The sequence below is a fragment of the Georgenia sp. SUBG003 genome (genome assembly GCF_000715355.2).
Classification (GTDB): domain Bacteria; phylum Actinomycetota; class Actinomycetes; order Actinomycetales; family Actinomycetaceae; genus Georgenia.
In genome coordinates, this window is sequence record NZ_CP180204.1 from 2,115,415 (window position 1) to 2,133,233 (window position 17,819).

Genomic DNA, 17,819 nt, shown 5'->3' on the forward strand with positions numbered 1-17,819 from the left:
GACGCCGGCGAGCAGTCCCGCCGCCGCGAGGGTGGAGCCGTCGGGATGCACCAGCGGCTGACCGCGCAGCGCCTGCCAGGTGACCAGCGCCACCAGGCCGGCGTGGACGGCGCCCGCCACGACCACGAGGCGCGCCCGCACCATCTCGTCCGCGAGCCGCGGGAGGCGTCCGGCAAGGCCGTGCAGCACCATCGCGAGCAACGGCAGCGCCTGGAGCGCGTGCATCCCGACGAAGTGCGGGATCCGCAGGTCTCCGCCCGTGGTGCTCCAGCCGGTGACCGGCATCCCGGGCCCGCCGTCGGGCACCCCGACGCTGTGCGCCCCGGTGATGCCCTCGACGCCGGAGTCCTGACCGATCATCAGTCCGCCGAGCGCGAGCCCCACCAGCGAGATGCCCATGCCGAGCCGGATCGCCCACCGGGCAGGCCGGTCGCCGAGGCGCTGGAACGCCAGCAGCAGCGCGGCGAGCAGCGTCGCCGTCCAGAGCACCGTCACGGTCATGCCCATGACCGAGAACAGGGCGCCGTCCACAGGTGTGCTCGTGTTGAAGTGGCTCATTCTCCCGCGCACCACCTGCGTGAGCAGGACGACCATCTCCACGGCCGACGCGACCGCGATGACCGTGCCCGCCCACCACAGCAGCCGGGACGCCCGGGGCCGCAGGGACATGAGCCACGCCCACGTCACGCCGTAGACGGCGAGCGAGACGGAGAACTTGAACGGCTTCAGCCAGACCGGTGCTCCGGCGACGACGCGGTCGTCGACCGCGAGACCCACGAGCGAGACGACGGCCGTCACGGCCATCGCGGCGGAGAGGAGCATCAGCGGCCGGTGCAGGTGCGACACCCGTGCCAGGGCGGTGTTCATGGGTCCCAGGCAACCAGCGACCACGTGACCCGGGGATCGGGGGCGGACCCTGGTCGGGCCCTGATCCGGCCCTCAGGGGGGCGCCGGGGTGCCCATCAGGCGAGAGGGGATCGACCAGATGGTGAACGACCGTCTACCCTCCCGAGCGAACGGCACCCTCCGCCGAAAGGAATCCCCTCCACCATGAAGCGTCCCGTGCGTCTCGTCGGCGCCCTGGCAGCGTCCGCCCTTCTCCTCGCCGGATGCGGCGCGGGCGGCGACGACGCCGACCCCGCCGCGGACGGCACCGGGGCCGCGGCCGGGGAGACGGTCGAGATCGGCATCACCCAGATCGTCTCCCACCCCTCCCTCGACGCCGCTCGCGAGGGCTTCAAGCGCGCGCTGGAGGAGAACGGGATCGACGCGAACTACGACGAGCAGAACGCCCAGGGCGACCAGTCCACCGCGACGTCGATCGCGAACACCTTCGCCTCCGACGGCAAGGACCTCGTGCTCGCCATCGCCACCCCGACGGCACAGGCCGCCGCCCAGGCCATCACGGACGTCCCGGTCCTGTTCACCGCGGTGACCGAGCCCGCAGAGGCCGGCCTCGTCGACAGCTGGGAGGCCCCGGGCGGGAACCTCACCGGCACCTCCGACCTGAACCCGGTGAAGGAGCAGCTCGAGCTGCTCGCCGAGATCGCGCCCGACGCGGAGACCGTCGGCGTCGTCTACAGCTCCGGCGAGGTCAACTCCGAGGTGCAGGTGGAGCTCGCGCGCGAGGCGGCCGAGGAGCTCGGGCTCACGCTCGAGGAGGCGACCGTGAGCACCTCGGCCGAGGTGCAGCAGGCGGCCCAGTCCCTCGAGGTCGACGCGTTCTACGTGCCGACGGACAACGCCGTCGTCTCGGCGCTGGAGTCCGTCCTCGCCGTCGGCGAGCAGCGCCAGGTCCCGGTCATCGTCGGCGAGTCCGACAGCGTCGAGCGGGGCGGCCTCGCCACCTACGGGATCGACTACGACAAGCTCGGTTACCAGACCGGTCTGATGGCCGTGAAGATCCTCGACGAGGGCGCGGACCCGGCCGAGATGCCGGTCGAGACGCTCGAGGAGCTCACCCTCGTCGTCAACTCCCGCGCCGCCGAGCTCATGGGCGTCGAGATCCCGCAGTCGGTCCTCGACCGCGCCGACTCGGTCGTCGAGTAGCCCCGTGGTCGTCGCCGTCGAGCTGGGCCTGATCTACGCCGTCATGGCGCTGGGGGTCTACCTCACCTTCCGGATCCTCGACTTCCCCGACCTCACGGTCGACGGGTCGTTCACCACCGGCGGCGCGACCGCGGCGACGCTCATCATCTCCGGCACGCCGCCGCTGCTGGCGACGGCGGTGGCCGGGGTCGCCGGCCTCATCGCCGGCGTCGTCACCGGGCTCCTGCACACCAGGGGCAGGATCAACGGGCTGCTCGCCGGCATCCTCACCCAGATCGGGCTGTACTCGATCAACCTGCGGATCATGGGCGACAAGGCCAACCTGCCGCTGCTGCGGGAGGACACGCTCCTGACCCCGCTGCGCGACGCCGGCCTCCTCGGCACGTTCGCCTCCGTCGGCATCTTCGCCGTCGGTGCCCTCGTATTGAAGCTGATCCTGGACTGGTTCCTCCACACCGACACGGGCCTGGCGATGCAGGCCACCGGTGACAACGAGGAGATGATCCGCTCCCTCGGCGTCTCGACCGACCGCATGAAGGTCCTCGGCCTCGCGCTGTCCAACGGCCTCGTCGCCGTCTGCGGGGCGCTCATCGCCCAGTACCAGGGCTTCTCCGACATCGGCATGGGCATCGGGCTCATCGTCGCCGGCCTCGCGTCCGTCATCATCGGCCAGGCGATCATCGGCCAGCGGGTCATCTTCGTCGCGACCCTCGCGGTGGTCCTCGGCTCCGTCCTCTACCGGGTCTTCATCCAGGTCGCCCTGGAGTCCGGCCTGAAGGCCAACGACATGAAACTCGTCTCCGCCGTGCTGGTGGTGCTCGCGCTGGTGCTGCCGCAGTGGTCGGTCCTGCGGCGGTTCCGGCCCGCCCGGCGCGTGCGCGCGGCGACGTCGGGGGCGGAGGCCTGATGCTCGACGTCGACAAGGTCACCCAGACGTTCTTCCCCGGCAGCGTCAACGAGCGGGTCGCGCTCCGCGACCTCGACCTGCACCTCGCCGCGGGGGAGTTCGTCACCGTCATCGGCTCGAACGGGGCCGGGAAGTCCACCCTGCTCAACGTCGTCTCCGGCAAGCTGCGCCCGGAGCGGGGGAGCGCCCGGGTGGACGGCCGGGACGTCACCCGCCTCGCCGACTTCCGGCGGGCCCGCTACATCGGCCGGGTGTTCCAGGACCCGATGGCCGGCACGGCCCCGCACATGACCATCGAGGAGAACCTCGCCATCGCGCTCGAGCGCGGACGACGGCGGGGGCTGGCCCGCGGCGTCACGTCCGCCAAGCGCGGCCGCTTCCGCGAGGAGCTCGCCAGCCTCGAGCTCGGCCTGGAGGACCGGCTCAAGGCCAAGGTCGGTCTTCTCTCCGGCGGCCAGCGCCAGGCGCTGTCCCTGCTCATGGCCACCTTCTCCGAGCCGCAGATCCTCCTGCTCGACGAGCACACCGCGGCGCTGGACCCCCCAGCGGGCGGCCCTCATCACGCGGCTCACCGGCGAGCTCGTCGAGCGGCACCGGCTCACCACGCTCATGGTCACCCACAACATGGAGCAGGCCCTGAGCATGGGCACGCGGCTGATCATGATGCACGAGGGCCGGATCATCCTCGACGTCGACGAGGCCCGGAAGGCACGCACGACGCCGGCCGACCTGCTCGGCGAGTTCGAGAAGATCAAGGGCGGCGGCCTGGACGACCGCACCCTGCTGCAGTAACGCGTCCGGTCAGCGCGGCGTCGCTCGCCGCAGGGCGGCCGTGCCGTTCCGTGCTGGGCGCACCGCCGCTCCGGTACCGTCCCGTTAGTCGTCTGTGGATGGGAGAGACATGGCCGTAAATCCTCAAGGGGCCTCCGACGCCATCGCCGGGGGTCGCACCGCCGTCGGCATCGAGCTCGGCTCCACCAGGATCAAGGCGACGCTCGTCGGCGCGGACGGGGCCGTTCTCGCCGGCGGCAGCCACAGCTGGGAGAACCAGTTCGTCGGCCAGATGTGGACGTACTCCGTCGACGCCGTGTGGACCGGCCTGCAGGAGTGCGTCGCGTCGCTGCTCGCCGACACCGAGCGGCGGTACGGCGTGCGACCGACGACCTTCGGTGCGCTCGGCATCTCGGCGATGATGCACGGCTACCTGGCCCTCGACGGTGACGGCGAGCTGCTGGTCCCGTTCCGGACCTGGCGGAACACGACGACCGAGCGGGCCGCGACCGAGCTCACCGAGCTCTTCGGGTACAACATCCCGCTGCGCTGGTCGGTCGCCCATCTCTACCAGGCGGTGCTCGACGACGAGCCCCACGTGCCCGGCCTGCGGTCCCTCACCACGCTCGCCGGCTACGTCCACCACCGCCTCACCGGCCGCCAGGTGCTCGGGGTCGGTGACGCCTCGGGCATGTTCCCGGTCGACCCGGCGACCCGTGACTACGACCGCCGCATGCTGGCGCAGTTCGACGAGCTCGTGGCCGAGCGCTGCCCGGGCATGCGGCTCGAGGAGCTGCTGCCCGAGGTGCTCGTGGCCGGGCAGGCGGCCGGCCGCCTCACCGAGGAGGGCGCCGCGCTGCTCGACCCGTCCGGCACGCTGCGGGCGGGGATCCCGCTGTGCCCGCCGGAGGGTGACGCCGGCACCGGCATGGTCGCGACGAACGCGGTTGCGCCGCGTACCGGCAACGTCAGCGTCGGCACGTCGATCTTCGCCATGGTCGTGCTCGAGCATCCGCTGGAGCGGGTGCACCCCGAGCTCGACGTGGTAACGACGCCGGCCGGCGACCTGGTCGCGATGGTGCACTGCAACAACGGCGCCAGCGAGCTGGGCGCCTGGGCCGGGGTGTTCGGCCAGTTCGCGGCGGCCCTCGGTCACCCGGCCGAACCGGACGCCGTCTTCGCAACGCTGTTGCGCGAGGCCCTCGACGGCGACGCCGACGGAGGAGGCCTGCTCGCCTACAACTACCTCTCCGGGGAGCCGATCACGGGTCTGGCGCAGGGGCGTCCGCTCGTCGTGCGCACCCCGGGCAGCCGGCTGACCCTGGCCAACTTCGTCCGCACCCAGGTCTACGGCGCGTTCGGCACGCTGAGCCTCGGTATGCGCGTCCTGGAGGCCGAGGGGGTCGAGGTCGAGACCCTGTTCGCCCACGGCGGCATGTTCCGGACCGCCGGCGTGGCCCAGCGCCTCCTCGCCGCGGCCGTCCGGGCCCCCGTCGCGGTCGCCCGGACGGCGAGCGAGGGCGGCCCGTGGGGAATGGCGGTGCTCGCCGCCTACCTCGGCGCTGCTGCGGACCAAGACCTCGACACCTACCTGCGCACCCGAATCTTCCGGGACGCCGCCACGGACGTCGTCGAGCCCGACCCCGCAGACCTCGAGGGCTTCGCGGCCTTCCTCGACCGCTACCTTGCCGGCCTGGCCGTCGAGCGCGCGGCCGCCGAGACGATCGAGCCGTAGCGGACCGGCGCCCAGCGTGTGGGCCTCGCGGCCCACCGCTCCCCACCCGGCGCGGGGCGTCACGACCGGCACCGTCGCTGACCTGCGCAGACACGGGCGGCACGTCGCCGCCAGGCCATTCGCCGTTCACCTTGCGGCCCCGTTACGGACACCCTCGGGTGGTTAGGTCGAGCGGTTCCCGGGCCGCACACCGCACCCCCACCGCGCCGATCGCGCGGCGGCCCGGGCGTGCTGCGATCGGTGTCATGGAGATCCCTGATGCCGTCGGCACATGTCCTCAGACCCGCGCTCTGGCTCGCCCTCGCGGCGAGCCTCGTGCTCGCTCCAGGCGTTCCCGCCCTGGCGGCCGGGCCCCTCGACGGCGTCGAGGGCGCCGGCACCGCGGAGGCGCCGTACCTCGTCGACTCCGCCGCAGAGCTCGTCGCGGTCGCCGACCAGATCAACACCGGTGACCCCGCGTGGGTCGACGCCCACCTCGAGCTCACGGCCAACCTCGACTTCGCCGGCCAGGAGTTCGGCGGCATCGACCGGTTCACCGGCGTGCTCGACGGTGCGGGACACAGCATCCGGGACATCATGTACGGCCCCGGGGCGGCCAGCGACGAGCGCGGCCTGTTCCGCGTGCTCGACGACGGCGCGCACGTCCACGACCTCACCCTCGACGGCGTCACCTCGCTGATCGAGGCGAACTCGAGGGTGGCGGGCATCGTCGTCGAGGCGCGGGGCGCATCGGTGATCGAGCGCAACACGATCCTCGACGCGAACCTGAGGTCGGGCAGCCAGTACACGGCGGGCATCGCCGCGGACGCGCAGGACGGCGTCGTGATCGCCGACAACTCGGTCCAGGGAACCTTCGACTCCGCCCGGTACCCGAGCGCCGTCGTCGGCTACGGGCGGCACGGCGTGGAGATCAGCCGCAACCTCGTCGACGCGACGGTCGTCTCCGGCGGCAACAGCGCCTACGGGGCGATGCTGCTGGGCTACGCGGGCTTCCACAACACCGAGAACCCCGAGCTCGTCATCCGCGACAACGTGCTGCTGGGCGGCGAGGTGACGTACCGCGGCGGCGACAGCGTCGTCGACCCCGCCCGCGTCGTCGCGCGGCCGCGCACGCCCGGGGTGGTCGCGGAGAACAACCTCGCGAACGACGCCATCCTCGTGGCCGGCGAGCAGGTCGACGGACCTGGCGACCAGAACAGGCACGGCACGGACACCGACGCCGAGGCGCTCGGCCGGCCGGCCACGTACGAGGCGCTCGGCTGGGACCTCGCGGACACCTGGCGGTGGAGCGAGGAGCTCGCGCGCCCCGTACCCGTGCTGTCCGGCACGGGCGAGGACCTCGCGGAGCCGGAGCCACTGCCCGAGTCGGAGCCGGGCGCCGACCTCGAGGGCGTCGACGGCCGGGGCACCGAGCAGGACCCCTACCAGATCGCCGACGCCGGTGACCTCGTCGCGGCCGCCGGCGCCGTCAACGGCGACCTCGCCACCTACGGGACGGCGCACCTGCGCCTCACCGCCAACATCGACTTCGGAGGCGGCGTCTTCGCCGGGATCGACCGGTTCTCCGGCGTCCTCGACGGCGCGGGCCACAAGATCTTCAACATCGACTACGGCGTCGGCGCCGGCGGGGACGAGACGCGCGCGCTCGTCCGTCTCCTCGACGGCGGCACCATCCGTGACCTCACCCTCGACGGGCTCCGCGTGCGCATCCGCGAGAACGTGCGCGTCGCCGGCCTCGTGCTCGACGCGCGCAACGGCGCGGTGCTCGACGGCAACTCCGTCCTCGAGGCCGACCTGCAGTCGGGCGCCCCGTACACCGCGGGCATCGTCGAGAACGCACAGGGCGGCGTGATCGTCACGGACAACTGGGTGACCGGCTCGTTCGACAGCGCCCGCTACCCCAGCGCCGTCGTCGGCTACGCCCGCCACGGCGTCGAGATCCGCCGCAACCTCGTCGACGCCGAGGTGTCCTCCGGCGGGGCACGTGCCCACGGCGCGATGGTCCTCGCCTACCAGGGCGGCGGCTACAGCGAGGAGGCCGGCGACACCTACATCACCGACAACGTCCTCCACGGCGGCGAGGTGAGCTACCGCGGCGGCCGCACCGCCGTCGGGCCGGGACGCGTCGTCGCGATCCACCGCACGCCCGGCTTCGTGACCGAGGACAACCTCGCGAACGAGCAGATCCTCGTCGCCGGCGAGAAGCCCGAGGCGCCGGGCGAGGGCAACATGCACGGCACCGACACGACCGCGGAGGCGCTCGCCCGGCGGACCACGTACGAGGCGCTGGGCTGGGACCTGACCGACGACTGGACGTGGGACACCTCCCGCGGCCACCCCGTTCCCGAGCGCCGGTACCTGCTCGGTGCCGGCACGGAGCGCGCACCGTTCGAGATCCGCAGCGCCGCCGACCTGGAGATGCTCGCCGACGGCCTCAACGGCGGCGACGCCACCCTCGAGGGCGGCAAGCGGTTCATGATCACCGACGACCTCGACTTCGCCGGGCGTGAGCCCTTCCCCGGCATCGACCGCTTCGACGGCTGGCTCGACGGGCAGGGCAGCACGATCACCGGCCTGACCTACGCGCCGAGCGCGGCCCACGGCTCGCTCGGTCTCGTGCGCGACCTTGCCGGCACCGTCCGCAACGTGACCCTCCGCGACGTCACCGTCGGCTACAGCGGCGAGCCCGTGTCCGGCCTCGTCGTGAACGCGGTCGGCACCGCGGAGAGGCCCGCGCGCATCGAGATGACCACGGTCGAGGCGTCGATCGACGCCCCGTCCGCCCCGGTCGCCGCCGGCCTCGCCGCGACCGCCCGCCACGCCGTGGTCGCGGTCAACGAGGTAGACGCGACGGTCACCGCGGTGTCGCCCGCGGCCGCCGTGGCCGGCCGCGCGCCATACGGCTGGCCGGACGGCCCCGCGCACGCGAGCCATGGCCGCGAGCCCGCCCTTGCCCCACCCGGTCTGAACCCGCCCCGAGAGTTCACCGTCCTACCGGTCGCGTTCCTCGAGCACGTCCGCGTGACGGTGGGCGACCCTCCACTCACCGTCCTCCCGCCGGTACACCTGGGTGACCCGCAAGGTGTACGCCCGCGGTCTCCCGTTGACGGAGGCGCTCATGTGCTCGTAGCCCGCCGTGTACGCCTGGTCGCCGCTGACGTGGGCCGCGATCACCTCGTGCGCGAACGACGTGCACTCCGAGAACGTGCGCCCGAGCCCGTGGAACAGGGCCGCCACCTCGTGCGACCCGTTCGCCGACCGCCACGCGCCCAGCACGCTGACCGGCTCGGCGTTCGACCAGATGGCCAGCCGTGGGTTGGCGTCGCCGTTGTACAGCGCCACCTCCGCATCCTTCAGGCGCGTGCCGATCCAGCGGAGGAACTCCTCGCGGTCGCCCATGGCCGCCTCCGGAATCGGAACGTCGTCCGGCCATTGTGCGCCCGGCGCCGCAGTCCCGCGCCCGGGGGCGGGACTGCTCCGCGGAGTCGGGACGTGCGGCGCTGCGGCCAAGTCGGCGGCCGAGAGGTGGCGGCGTGCGGCTTGCTCGCCGGCCGCGGGGTACCGCCTACTCCGCGGTGGCCCGGCGCAGGATCTCCAGCTGCTCGGTCAGGGTCTCCACCAGGGCGGTGGCCTGCTCGAGCGTGAGGCCGTCCACCGTGCGCGCCTGCAGGTGGAGGCGGGGGCCGTCGCCGTCGTCGACGATGACGGTGCGGACCTCTCCCGCCCCGAAAGTTGCCACCTTGATCGGGGACCGGCGCATGCCCGCGGCGCGGTCGGCCGGGTCGGTGATCTCGGCCGGGTCTGCCCAGCTGGGGGCGGCGGTGATGGTCTGCACGGGATGTCCTTCCGGTCCTGCTGCGATCGTGTTCCGAGCGGCACCGTACCGGTCGACGGAGCGCCGGCATAAGCGAGGGTTTTCGGCGGAATCCGGCCGCAAAACGGACGTTTCGGTGTCCGCTCAGGTGGCAGGCTCGGGCGCCCGCGCACGAGTTCGGCGGCGTGGTGCGTCTCACAGGCGCTACCGTGCGCCGGTGGACATTCTGGGCGAGATCTGGAACCGCGCCGCCGGGTTCGACGGCGCGGAGGACTTCCGCGCCGGCGACCGTGCGCTGCACGACGCGCTCGTGCTGCACGGCCAGGTCATGAACGGGGGCCTGCTCAACGCCGTCGAGACTCTCGAGCACAGGGAGCTCGCCGACGGCGTCGCCGGGCTGGAGTGGCTCGGCCTCACCTCGATCGCGCGGAAGATCGCGGTGTTCGCCGTCGAGGCGAACGGTGTGCAGGACGCGGCGGCGCTCGATGCCCTCGAGGAGCGCGGGAACAACCTGTACTGGGCGGAACTGGGCGAGGACGCGGTGCTCGACGCCGCCTTCCAGGCCGCTCATGCGCGGGACCCGGAGGCCTTCGCACCGGTGCGCTGAGTCACCGCCCGGCTGTTTGCCGGACGCTCCACGGCGCGTCACCGCCGAGTCACCGGGGCTCCCTAGCGTGCGGACCGACCGTCCGACAACGAATGGAGCTCCCGTGTCCCGTTGGCCCCACCGCCTCGCCGCCCTCTCGCTCTCTGCCGCAGCCCTGGCCTCGACGGCCCTCCCCACCTCCGTGCAGGCAGCGTCGACCGCTGCCGGGCCGTGCCAGAACGTCTCGCTGTCCCCGGTCCGGACCGGCGCCACCTTCAACAATCCGGTGGCCGACGATGCGACCGCCGTCGTCGAGCAGGTCTGCAACCTCGTCCAGCAGGCGCCTGCCGGCTCGCAGATCCGCATCGCGCACTTCGTGATCTCCGGCGACGCCGGCATGGACTTCACCGACGTGCTGCTCGCGGCACGGGACCGAGGGGTCGACGTCCAGGTGGTCCTGGACGGCTGGCAGGTGGACAAGGCGGCTTCTGTCAGGCTCCTCGAGGAGCTGGGCCGGGACACGACCACCGGTTCCTGGGTGCACGTGTGCGGCCACGTGTCGCCCGAGGGCAACACCACTTCGTGCCAGGGGACGAAGGGCCAGCACAACAAGTTCTACCTGTTCTCGGAGACGGGCGGGGAGGAGAACGTCGTCGTCCAGTCCTCGGCGAACTTCACCGACCTCAACTCCGAGACGTACTGGAACAACGCCGTCACCCTCACCGGCAACGACCAGCTCTACGCCGCCTATGACGGGTACTTCGAGGACCTGGTGGCCGAGGTGCAGGATCCCGACTACTACCGTTCCGTCCGGACGGCTGGCGGGCCGGCGGGCCCGGTGACCGCGCACTTCTTCCCCAGCCTGGACACCGACCCGGTGCTCGACCGGCTCGAGGGGCTCGGGTGCAAGGCTGGCGGCCGTACCGAGATCCGGGTCGGGATGTCGGAGTGGGACGGCTCGCGCCTCCGGGTCGCAGAGCGGCTCGCCGGGATGGCCGCGAACGGCTGCGACGTGCGAGTCGTGCACGGTCCGATCGACGCCGAGATCGAGCAGGTGCTGACCGAGGCCGACATCGAGCTGCGGGAGCTCGGCAGCGGCTCGTCCCTGCCGGGGCGGATCCACTCCAAGTACCTCCTCGTCGACGGCGCCACCGGGCAGGAGTCCGCGGGCCGGCTCGTGCTGACCGGCAGCCACAACTACACCCACACCTCGCTGTACCGGAACGACGAGACCCTGCTCGAGCTGCGCAGCAAGGCCGTGTACGAGCAGTACGAGGACAATTTCGAGACGATGTGGGACGCCGCGGGGGCCGCCGAGGTGGTGCTGCGGTAGCCGAAGGGTGGCATCACCTGGTCGTCTGTTTCGACCCTGAGTCATCGGCGCGGACCCTCAGGGGAGAAATCAGGCGCATCCCCGATCCGCAGACAGCGCGGTCCGAATTGACTGAGTCCCGACAGCACCGGTGCGCACGAGCGGCTGCACGACACCGCCGTAGGCCTGGGACCGACGACAGAGGGCTCAACATGATTGAGGCACGCAACCTCACCAAGCGGTACGGCGCGAAGACCGCCGTCAACGGCATCAGCTTCACCATCCCGCCCGGCACCGTCACCGGCTTCCTCGGTCCGAACGGTGCGGGCAAGTCCACCACCATGCGGATGATCGTCGGTCTCGACCGGCCGACGTCGGGCTCCGTGACCGTCAACGGCAAGCTCTACGCCCAGCACCGCTCGCCGTTGAAGGAGGTCGGCGCGCTCCTGGACGCCAAGGCGGTGCACAGCGGCCGCAGCGCCCGCTCGCACCTGCGCACGATGGCCGCCACCCACGGGATCCCTGTGCGGCGCGTGGACGAGGTCATCGAGATGACCGGACTTTCCGCCGTCGCGGGCAAGCGGGTCGGGGGCTTCTCGCTCGGCATGGGGCAGCGCCTCGGCATCGCCTCCGCCCTGCTCGGCGACCCGCGCACCCTGATCCTCGACGAGCCGGTCAACGGCCTGGACCCCGAGGGGGTCAAGTGGGTGCGGACGCTGGTCCGGCAGCTGGCCGCCGAGGGACGGACCGTCTTCCTCTCCTCGCACCTGATGAGCGAGATGGCGCAGACCGCCGACCGGCTCGTCGTCATCGGCCGCGGCGAGATCATCGCGACCGGCGCCGTCCAGGACGTCATCGACTCCGCCACCGGAGCGGTCGTGAACGTCCGCACCCCGCAGGCGGCGGAGTTCGCGTCCCTGATCCAGGCAGCGGGCGCGGCCGTCGACGTCACCGAGAACGGTGCGCTGGCGGTCCGCGGCGTCACCCCCGAGCTGGTCGGCGAGACCGCGGCCCGGCACCGCATCGTCCTGCACGAGCTCAGCGTCCAGCGGGCGAGCCTGGAGGACGCCTACATGACCCTCACGCAGGACGCCGTCGAGTACCGCTCCGAGACCACACACGAGGCCATGGAGGCCGCCCGATGAGCACCACCGCCACCACCTCGGTCAGCCCCGGCGGCGCGGCGGCACCCACCGTCCCGTCCACTGCCCCCGGCTCCCGGGCGACCGGTCCCGGCCGGCCCGGCGCCGCGGTCGTCCACCCCGCCGGCTCGGCGCGCCTGAACTTCCTCGGCGTGATGAAGGGCGAGTGGATCAAGCTGCTCTCGCTGCGCTCCACCTGGTGGACGTTGGGCATCACCGTCGCCGTCATGACGCTGCTCGGCCTCGCGCAGGCCTCCTCGCTCCAGTACTTCGCCGAGGACGCGGCCGCCGCGGGTGCCACGCTCTACGGCGCCGAGGTCGTCATCGGCGGCTACCAGTTCGCCACGGTCACGATCGCGGTGCTCGGCGCGCTCCTCATGACCGGCGAGTACTCGACAGGGATGATCCGCTCCACCTTCGCCGCCGTGCCGGCCCGGCTGCCGGTTCTCGCGGCCAAGGCCCTCGCGCTGGTGGTGCTGACCGTCGCCGTCAGCGCGGCCAGCATCGTCGGGGGCTACCTGGCCGCCCGTCCTGCCCTCACCGACCACGACCTGGTGCCGTCCCTGAGCGACTCGACCACCTGGCAGGTGTTCGGGGGGATGGCGTTCTTCTTCATGGCTGCGGCGTTCATGGCGCTCGGCCTGGGGGCGGTCCTCCGGCACACCGCCGGGACGATCACCGCCGTCCTCGGCCTGCTGCTCCTGCTGCCCGGCGTGCTGCAGTTCGTCCAGATCGACTGGGTCCAGGACCTGGTCTCCGTCCTGCCGCTGCCGGCCGCGGTCTCCTTCCTCAGCCTCGGGGACATGCTCGGCTCCAACGAGCTGCTCAGCGCCTGGGAGGGCGTGGCGGTCGTCGGTGCCTGGGCGGTCGCCGCGCTCGTGGCCGGGGCCGTCATGCTGCGTCGTCGGGACGCCTGACGAGCGGCCGGGCGTGACGCGGCGGTCCGCGCCTGACGCGCGCGGCCCGGACGTCCGCGTCCCGCGGTCCAGGGGTCGGCACTGCACCCGCGCGTCTCGCCTGGTTGGCGGCGCAGCCGCTGGCGGGGAGATCATCGAGCGTGGCGGCAGAAGTCTCGGAACAGCTCAGCACGCTCCTGCCGGACGTCTTCCGGGCGCTCGACCTCACGGGCGTCTTCCTCAACGGCGTCCTCGGCGGCACGATCGCCCGGCAGCGCCGGTTCGACCTCGCCGGCTTCGTCATCCTCGCCATCGTCTCCGCGCTCGGCGGCGGGATGCTGCGCGACACCCTCCTCCAGGCCGGCACGCCCCTGGCTCTGACGGACCCGTTCTACCTCGGCACCGCCATGTCAGGGGCGCTCGTCGCGTTCCTCGTCCCGCTCGGCGGGCGGTGGTGGTCCCGCACCTTCCTGGTCGGGGACGCGCTCGTGCTCGGCTGCTGGGCGGCGACGGGCTCCACCAAGGCGCTCGCCGCCGGTCTCGGGCTGCTCCCGGCCGTCATGCTCGGCGTCATCACGGCCGTGGGCGGCGGGATGATCCGCGACGTCGTCGTCGGGCAGCCGCCCGTGATCTTCGGCGGGAACACGCTGTACGCCACGTCGGCGGTGCTCGCCTCGCTCGTCGTCATCGGCATGTACCGGATCGGCGAGGAGACCCTCGGGATGGGGCTGGCGATCGTCGTCGGCGCGGGCCTGAGCATCGTGGCGCACTGGCGGCAGTGGTCGCTCCCGTACGCCCCCACCGTGCAGCTGCCGAACCTGCGGCCGCGATGGCGGCGCGGGGGGGCCGTCGCCGCTGGACGACGGATCGGCGCCGAGGCCGCGGTAGCCGTCCGACCCGAGCGGGCAGCTGGCTAGCCGCCGGACCGGCGCGCGGTCAGGCAGGCCGCCGGTGTTCGCGGACGGCGTCGGTCACCAGCTGTGCGGCCTCGGCCGGGTCGCTGTGCTCCCACACCCGTACCACGGACCAGCCGGCGGCCTCGAGCAGCGCCGTCGTGTCGGCGTCGCGCGCCTGGTTCGCGGCCAGCTTCTGCGACCACCACTGCGCGTTGGCGCGCGGCTGCGTGCCGTGCTCGGGGCACCCGTGCCAGAAGCACCCGTCCACGAACACCGCCACCCGGGCCCGCGTGAAGGCGATGTCGATGGTCCGGCGGCGGTTGCCCGGCACGGGGTAGTTCACCCGGTACCGCAGGCCGGCCGCATGGAGACGGCGGCGCAGCAGCAGCTCGCAGCCGGTGTCGCGCCGCGGTGCGACGGACATCCGCCGGGAGACCGCGGCGGACGACGCCCCCGGGGTGGGGGCGGGACTCGCGTGACGCTCACCTCGCCAGCGTAGGCCGGCGCCCGACGGCGAAGGGGCGGCGCCGCGGCAGCCCCCGCGCGGACGAGCATCCGGCCCGCGGGGTCGGGAACCCGCCGGCCGACCCTGACGAGCACCTTCCCGGCCGGACGCGCGAGCGTGTCGAGCTCGTCGACGCGGAGCCGGCGCAGCCCCACGACGTACAGCACCCCCATGACCGCCCCGACCACCGCGATGCGCCACAGGGCTCCGAGGACGCCCAGGCCGGAGTCCACCCCGAGCAGGTGCAGCAGCCCCCAGCCGAGGAGGGTCGCGGGGAACGCCGCGAGGACGAGGCGCACGTGCGTGCGCAGCACCCGACCACCGTCGAGCGTGCGCAGGTGCGGGCGCAGGCCCAGGTAGGTCACGAGGGCGCCGGTCCAGTTCGACAGCGTCATCGCGACGCCGATCCCCACCACGGTCCACCGGGGCGGCAGCAGCATGGAGGCCGCGGCGCCGACGGCGAGGACCAGCACCATGGGGATCTGCAGGCGGAACAGGCCGCGGGCGTCCTCGAACGCGTAGTACACCCGCTGGCACATCGTGAACACGCCGACCGCCACGAGGCCACCCAGCATCGCGACCACGACGCGCGCGATCGACTGCACCTCCGCGTAGGAGACGGTGGCGGCGATGATCCGCACCACCGGGAGCGCCAGCACCATGAGCGCCCCGGTGGCGAACACCGTGAACACCGACACCGTCCGCAGGCCCACCGAGAGGTCGGCGCGGACCGCGCCGAGGTCCGCCGCCGCGGCCCTGGCCGACATGCGCGTGAAGAGCGCGGTGACCAGGGAGACCGTGACCAGGGAGGTCGGAAGCGTGTAGATGAGGAAGGCGGTGTCGTAGGCGCCGTTGCCGGCCACGTCGCGGGCGCCGTCGCCCGCCCGGAACGCGTACGCGGCGGCGTTGGAGACGACGACGTACGCGGCCTGGTTGGCGGCCAGGGCGGCGAAGACCCACATCGCCATCCGGCTCGCCCGGCCCAGGCCCGAGCCGCGCAGCCCCCACTGCGGGCGGTAGCGGAACCCCGACCGGTGCAGCGGCACGAGCAGCACGACGGCCTGGGCGACGATGCCGAGCGTCGCGGTGCCCGCCAGCAGCGCCACGCGCCGGGTGTCCCACGCGCCGGCGTCGTCGGCGGCCACGGAGGCCGTGCCGCCGAACACCAGCAGGTACGCCCCCAGGCCGAGGATGGCCACGACGTTGTTCAGCGCCGGCGCCCACATGTACGGGCCGAAGATCTCGCGGGCGTTGAGCACCTGCCCCAGCAGCGTGTACATCCCGTAGAAGAACAGCTGGGGGATGCACCAGTACCCGAACGTGACGGCGACGTCGTACCACTCCGGCGGCAGGTTCACCGCGTAGAGGCTGACCAGCATCGGCGCGGCGAGCGTGAGCAGGACGGTGACCGCGCCGAGGCCGACCATCGCCACCGTGAGCAGCCGGTTGACGTAGGCCTGGCCGCGGTCGGCGTCGCCCCGGATCGCCCGGACGATCTGCGGGACGAGGACGGCGTTGAGCACGCCGCCCGCGATGAGCATGTAGATGAGGTTCGGCAGCTTGTTGGCCACCGAGAACGCGTTCGCGGCGCCGAAGTTGATGCCGATGGCGGCACCGAGCAGCAGCGGCGACTTGACCATGCCGAGCACGCGCGAGACCAGGGTGCCCGCGAACATCACGGCCGACGATCCGGCCACCCCCCGCGGGCGTGCGGCGCTCATCAGGTCTCCTCCTCCGGCAGTGGCGTGTCCGGGTCCATCCGCCGGCCCCGGCGCACCGTGCGGACCAGCCCGACGACGAGCATGAGTCCCAGCACGCCCGCGAGGACGGCGGTGCCCACGTTCTCCCAGTCCGGGCGGGCGCGCACCCGCAGGTCGGCGGGCGTGCCCACCGGGCGGCCCTCGGCGTTGAGGAGCTCGACCGAGACGTTGACGTCGCCGCTGCCGACGGCACGCACCGGCACGGTGACCGAGGACTGGGACCTGGCCGGGACCGTGAGCGTGACCGGCCCGGGAACCTGGAGGCGCTGGTCGGAGGGCTCCAGGGCGACCTGGACCGTGGCGTCCGTGGACAGGTCGTTCCGCACGTGGACGGGCAGTCCCGCGGAGGAGTTGATGAGGTTGAACGTCGAGGACTCCATCGCCACGAGCTGCGTGTCGAGCTCGGAGACCTGGGCGGCCACGCGGTCCAGCAGCTCGGCGCGGCCCGCCGGGCGCTCGCGCCACGCGGCCGAGAGCGCCGTCTCGAGCTCGTTCACCACCGGGTCGACCACCTGCGCCGGCGACGAGGTCACGGACGCGAAGGAGCGCGCCCTGGCGACGGTGGCGTCCATGGCGGCCAGCTCGCCGGTGCCGATCTCGTCCGGGTCGACCTCCCTCTCCGGGAGGGTGCCGCGCTCGAGCTCGGGCGCCTCCCTGTCGACGACGGCCGAGAGGTCTGTCGGCTCCACCCAGGGGGCGTCGAGCACCGCCTCGAGGCTGCGCGCCAGCTCGTCGGTGTCACCGGCCTGGTCCCGCGGCAGCGCGAGGACGACGGCCCGGGGGTCGGAGGGGCGCTCGCGGGAGATCACCGCGGTGTCGGCGAGCAGCAGCTGGCGGGCGTCGAGCGGGTCGAGATCGACCGGGTCGTCCTCGCCGCTGCGACGCGCGGCAGCATCTGCCCGGCCAGGACGGCGGAGGCGCGGTCGTCGACCAGGACGGCCGGCACCGTGTGCGGGTCGCCGCTGCTGCCCACCGCCAGGTCCGCGCGGCTCTCGGGCGTGTAGGTCAGCTCGTCCAGCGGGGGTCGCGGCCGTGACCGGAAGGACGGTCAGCACGAGGCCGTCGATCTCGCCGTCCGCGGCCGCGCGGGCCAGCTCGGCGTCCTGGGCGCGCGCCGCCTCGTTCACCTCGGCGAGCATGCCGGAGGCGACGACCGCGACGTCACCCTCCACGAGCGAGTACAGGCGCGCGGGGGTGTCGTCCGTGGCGCCGTCCATCGACGCGCTCACCGCCACGAGCTGGACGGCCACCACCTCCATCCCGGCCGCGGCGGCCTGGCGGCGGACGTGCCCGACGAGCCCGACCGGGTCGTCGCCGCCGTGGCTGTAGAGGTTGCCGCCGGAGGATCCGACGACGGCGAGGCGCCGGGTCGTCGTGGGGGCGCTGGCTGGACGGGGACACATGGGGACTCCGAGGTACGGGGGCAGACCCGGCGTAGGGTAGACG

At 73.0% G+C, this 17,819-nt stretch carries 15 protein-coding genes and 1 pseudogene; 11 read left to right on the forward strand and 5 right to left on the reverse strand.

Going from position 1 to position 17,819, the window contains the following annotated elements:
* The first annotated feature begins 79 nt into the window (after positions 1–79).
* The 6 genes and pseudogenes from DA06_RS10435 (at position 80) to DA06_RS10460 (ending at position 5,462) form a co-directional block, all read left to right on the forward strand.
* Positions 80–352, forward strand: a complete 273-nt coding sequence (locus tag DA06_RS10435; protein ID WP_418607630.1) for a hypothetical protein — start codon at positions 80–82, stop codon at positions 350–352.
* A gap of 39 nt (positions 353–391) precedes the next feature.
* A complete protein-coding gene (locus DA06_RS10440; protein ID WP_043499743.1) occupies positions 392–694 on the forward strand; it encodes a hypothetical protein in 303 nt (100 codons plus the stop codon).
* Positions 695–1,050: 356 nt separating this feature from the next.
* Positions 1,051–2,049 (forward strand): ABC transporter substrate-binding protein, encoded by a 999-nt coding sequence (locus tag DA06_RS10445; protein ID WP_052436614.1) that lies wholly within the window; start codon positions 1,051–1,053, stop codon positions 2,047–2,049.
* 4 nt (positions 2,050–2,053) lie between these two features.
* Positions 2,054–2,956, forward strand: a complete 903-nt coding sequence (locus DA06_RS10450; protein WP_043499745.1) for an ABC transporter permease — start codon at positions 2,054–2,056, stop codon at positions 2,954–2,956.
* A pseudogene (locus tag DA06_RS10455) lies at positions 2,956–3,748 on the forward strand (ABC transporter ATP-binding protein). Before DA06_RS10450 ends, DA06_RS10455 begins: the two are co-directional and overlap by 1 nt.
* Positions 3,749–3,857: 109 nt before the next feature.
* Entirely contained in the window at positions 3,858–5,462 is a 1,605-nt protein-coding gene (locus DA06_RS10460; RefSeq protein WP_043499746.1) for a xylulokinase, read from the forward strand.
* A gap of 2,991 nt (positions 5,463–8,453) precedes the next feature.
* Here DA06_RS10460 and DA06_RS10465 read toward each other — a convergent pair.
* On the reverse strand, positions 8,454–8,861 hold the full coding sequence (locus DA06_RS10465) for a DUF4440 domain-containing protein (protein WP_043499760.1): 408 nt from the start codon (positions 8,859–8,861) through the stop codon (positions 8,454–8,456).
* 166 nt (positions 8,862–9,027) lie between these two features.
* Positions 9,028–9,297, reverse strand: coding sequence for a hypothetical protein (locus tag DA06_RS10470; RefSeq protein WP_043499762.1), 270 nt, complete (start codon positions 9,295–9,297; stop codon positions 9,028–9,030).
* Between the two features lie 196 nt (positions 9,298–9,493).
* Here DA06_RS10470 and DA06_RS10475 point away from each other — a divergent pair, with 196 nt between their 5' ends.
* The 5 genes from DA06_RS10475 to DA06_RS10495 all read left to right on the forward strand — a co-directional run bounded on the left by DA06_RS10475 (position 9,494) and on the right by DA06_RS10495 (position 14,129).
* Positions 9,494–9,883 carry a hypothetical protein gene (locus DA06_RS10475; RefSeq protein ID WP_043499763.1) on the forward strand — a complete coding sequence of 130 codons (390 nt, stop codon included), beginning with the start codon at positions 9,494–9,496 and terminating at the stop codon, positions 9,881–9,883.
* Positions 9,884–9,986: 103 nt separating this feature from the next.
* Positions 9,987–11,195, forward strand: coding sequence for a phospholipase D-like domain-containing protein (locus DA06_RS10480; protein ID WP_052436615.1), 1,209 nt, complete (start codon positions 9,987–9,989; stop codon positions 11,193–11,195).
* Between the two features lie 191 nt (positions 11,196–11,386).
* Entirely contained in the window at positions 11,387–12,319 is a 933-nt protein-coding gene (locus DA06_RS10485; RefSeq protein WP_043499765.1) for an ABC transporter ATP-binding protein, read from the forward strand.
* Positions 12,316–13,233, forward strand: coding sequence for an ABC transporter permease (locus DA06_RS10490; RefSeq protein WP_052436616.1), 918 nt, complete (start codon positions 12,316–12,318; stop codon positions 13,231–13,233). Before DA06_RS10485 ends, DA06_RS10490 begins: the two co-directional genes overlap by 4 nt.
* Positions 13,234–13,373: 140 nt before the next feature.
* Positions 13,374–14,129, forward strand: coding sequence for a trimeric intracellular cation channel family protein (locus tag DA06_RS10495; RefSeq protein WP_418607633.1), 756 nt, complete (start codon positions 13,374–13,376; stop codon positions 14,127–14,129).
* A 19-nt stretch (positions 14,130–14,148) separates the two neighbouring features.
* On the opposite strand, the gene DA06_RS10500 is transcribed toward DA06_RS10495, so the two are convergent.
* From DA06_RS10500 to DA06_RS10510, 3 genes are read right to left on the reverse strand one after another with little or no spacing between them, the layout of a single operon-like run.
* Positions 14,149–14,532, reverse strand: coding sequence for a very short patch repair endonuclease (locus DA06_RS10500; RefSeq protein ID WP_043499767.1), 384 nt, complete (start codon positions 14,530–14,532; stop codon positions 14,149–14,151).
* Positions 14,448–16,334: a murein biosynthesis integral membrane protein MurJ gene (murJ, locus tag DA06_RS10505; RefSeq protein WP_418607634.1), complete on the reverse strand. Its 1,887-nt coding sequence runs from the start codon at positions 16,332–16,334 to the stop codon at positions 14,448–14,450. The genes DA06_RS10500 and murJ overlap by 85 nt, the downstream gene beginning before the upstream one ends.
* Positions 16,334–17,776, reverse strand: a complete 1,443-nt coding sequence (locus DA06_RS10510) for a DUF6049 family protein (protein WP_418607635.1) — start codon at positions 17,774–17,776, stop codon at positions 16,334–16,336. The genes murJ and DA06_RS10510 overlap by 1 nt, the downstream gene beginning before the upstream one ends.
* Between the last annotated feature and the right edge of the window lie 43 nt (positions 17,777–17,819).

Excerpts from the sequence above, each read along its gene's own strand:
- DA06_RS10440 (WP_043499743.1), top strand. The coding sequence starts at position 392 with ATGCCCATGCCGAGCCGGATCGCCCACCGGGCAGGCCGGTCGCCGAGG.
- DA06_RS10445 (WP_052436614.1), top strand. The coding sequence starts at position 1,051 with ATGAAGCGTCCCGTGCGTCTCGTCGGCGCCCTGGCAGCGTCCGCCCTT.
- DA06_RS10460 (WP_043499746.1), top strand. The coding sequence starts at position 3,858 with ATGGCCGTAAATCCTCAAGGGGCCTCCGACGCCATCGCCGGGGGTCGC.
- DA06_RS10465 (WP_043499760.1), bottom strand. The coding sequence starts at position 8,861 with ATGGGCGACCGCGAGGAGTTCCTCCGCTGGATCGGCACGCGCCTGAAG.
- DA06_RS10485 (WP_043499765.1), top strand. The coding sequence starts at position 11,387 with ATGATTGAGGCACGCAACCTCACCAAGCGGTACGGCGCGAAGACCGCC.
- DA06_RS10490 (WP_052436616.1), top strand. The coding sequence starts at position 12,316 with ATGAGCACCACCGCCACCACCTCGGTCAGCCCCGGCGGCGCGGCGGCA.
- DA06_RS10500 (WP_043499767.1), bottom strand. The coding sequence starts at position 14,532 with ATGTCCGTCGCACCGCGGCGCGACACCGGCTGCGAGCTGCTGCTGCGC.
- murJ (WP_418607634.1), bottom strand. The coding sequence starts at position 16,334 with ATGAGCGCCGCACGCCCGCGGGGGGTGGCCGGATCGTCGGCCGTGATG.
- DA06_RS10510 (WP_418607635.1), bottom strand. The coding sequence starts at position 17,776 with ATGTGTCCCCGTCCAGCCAGCGCCCCCACGACGACCCGGCGCCTCGCC.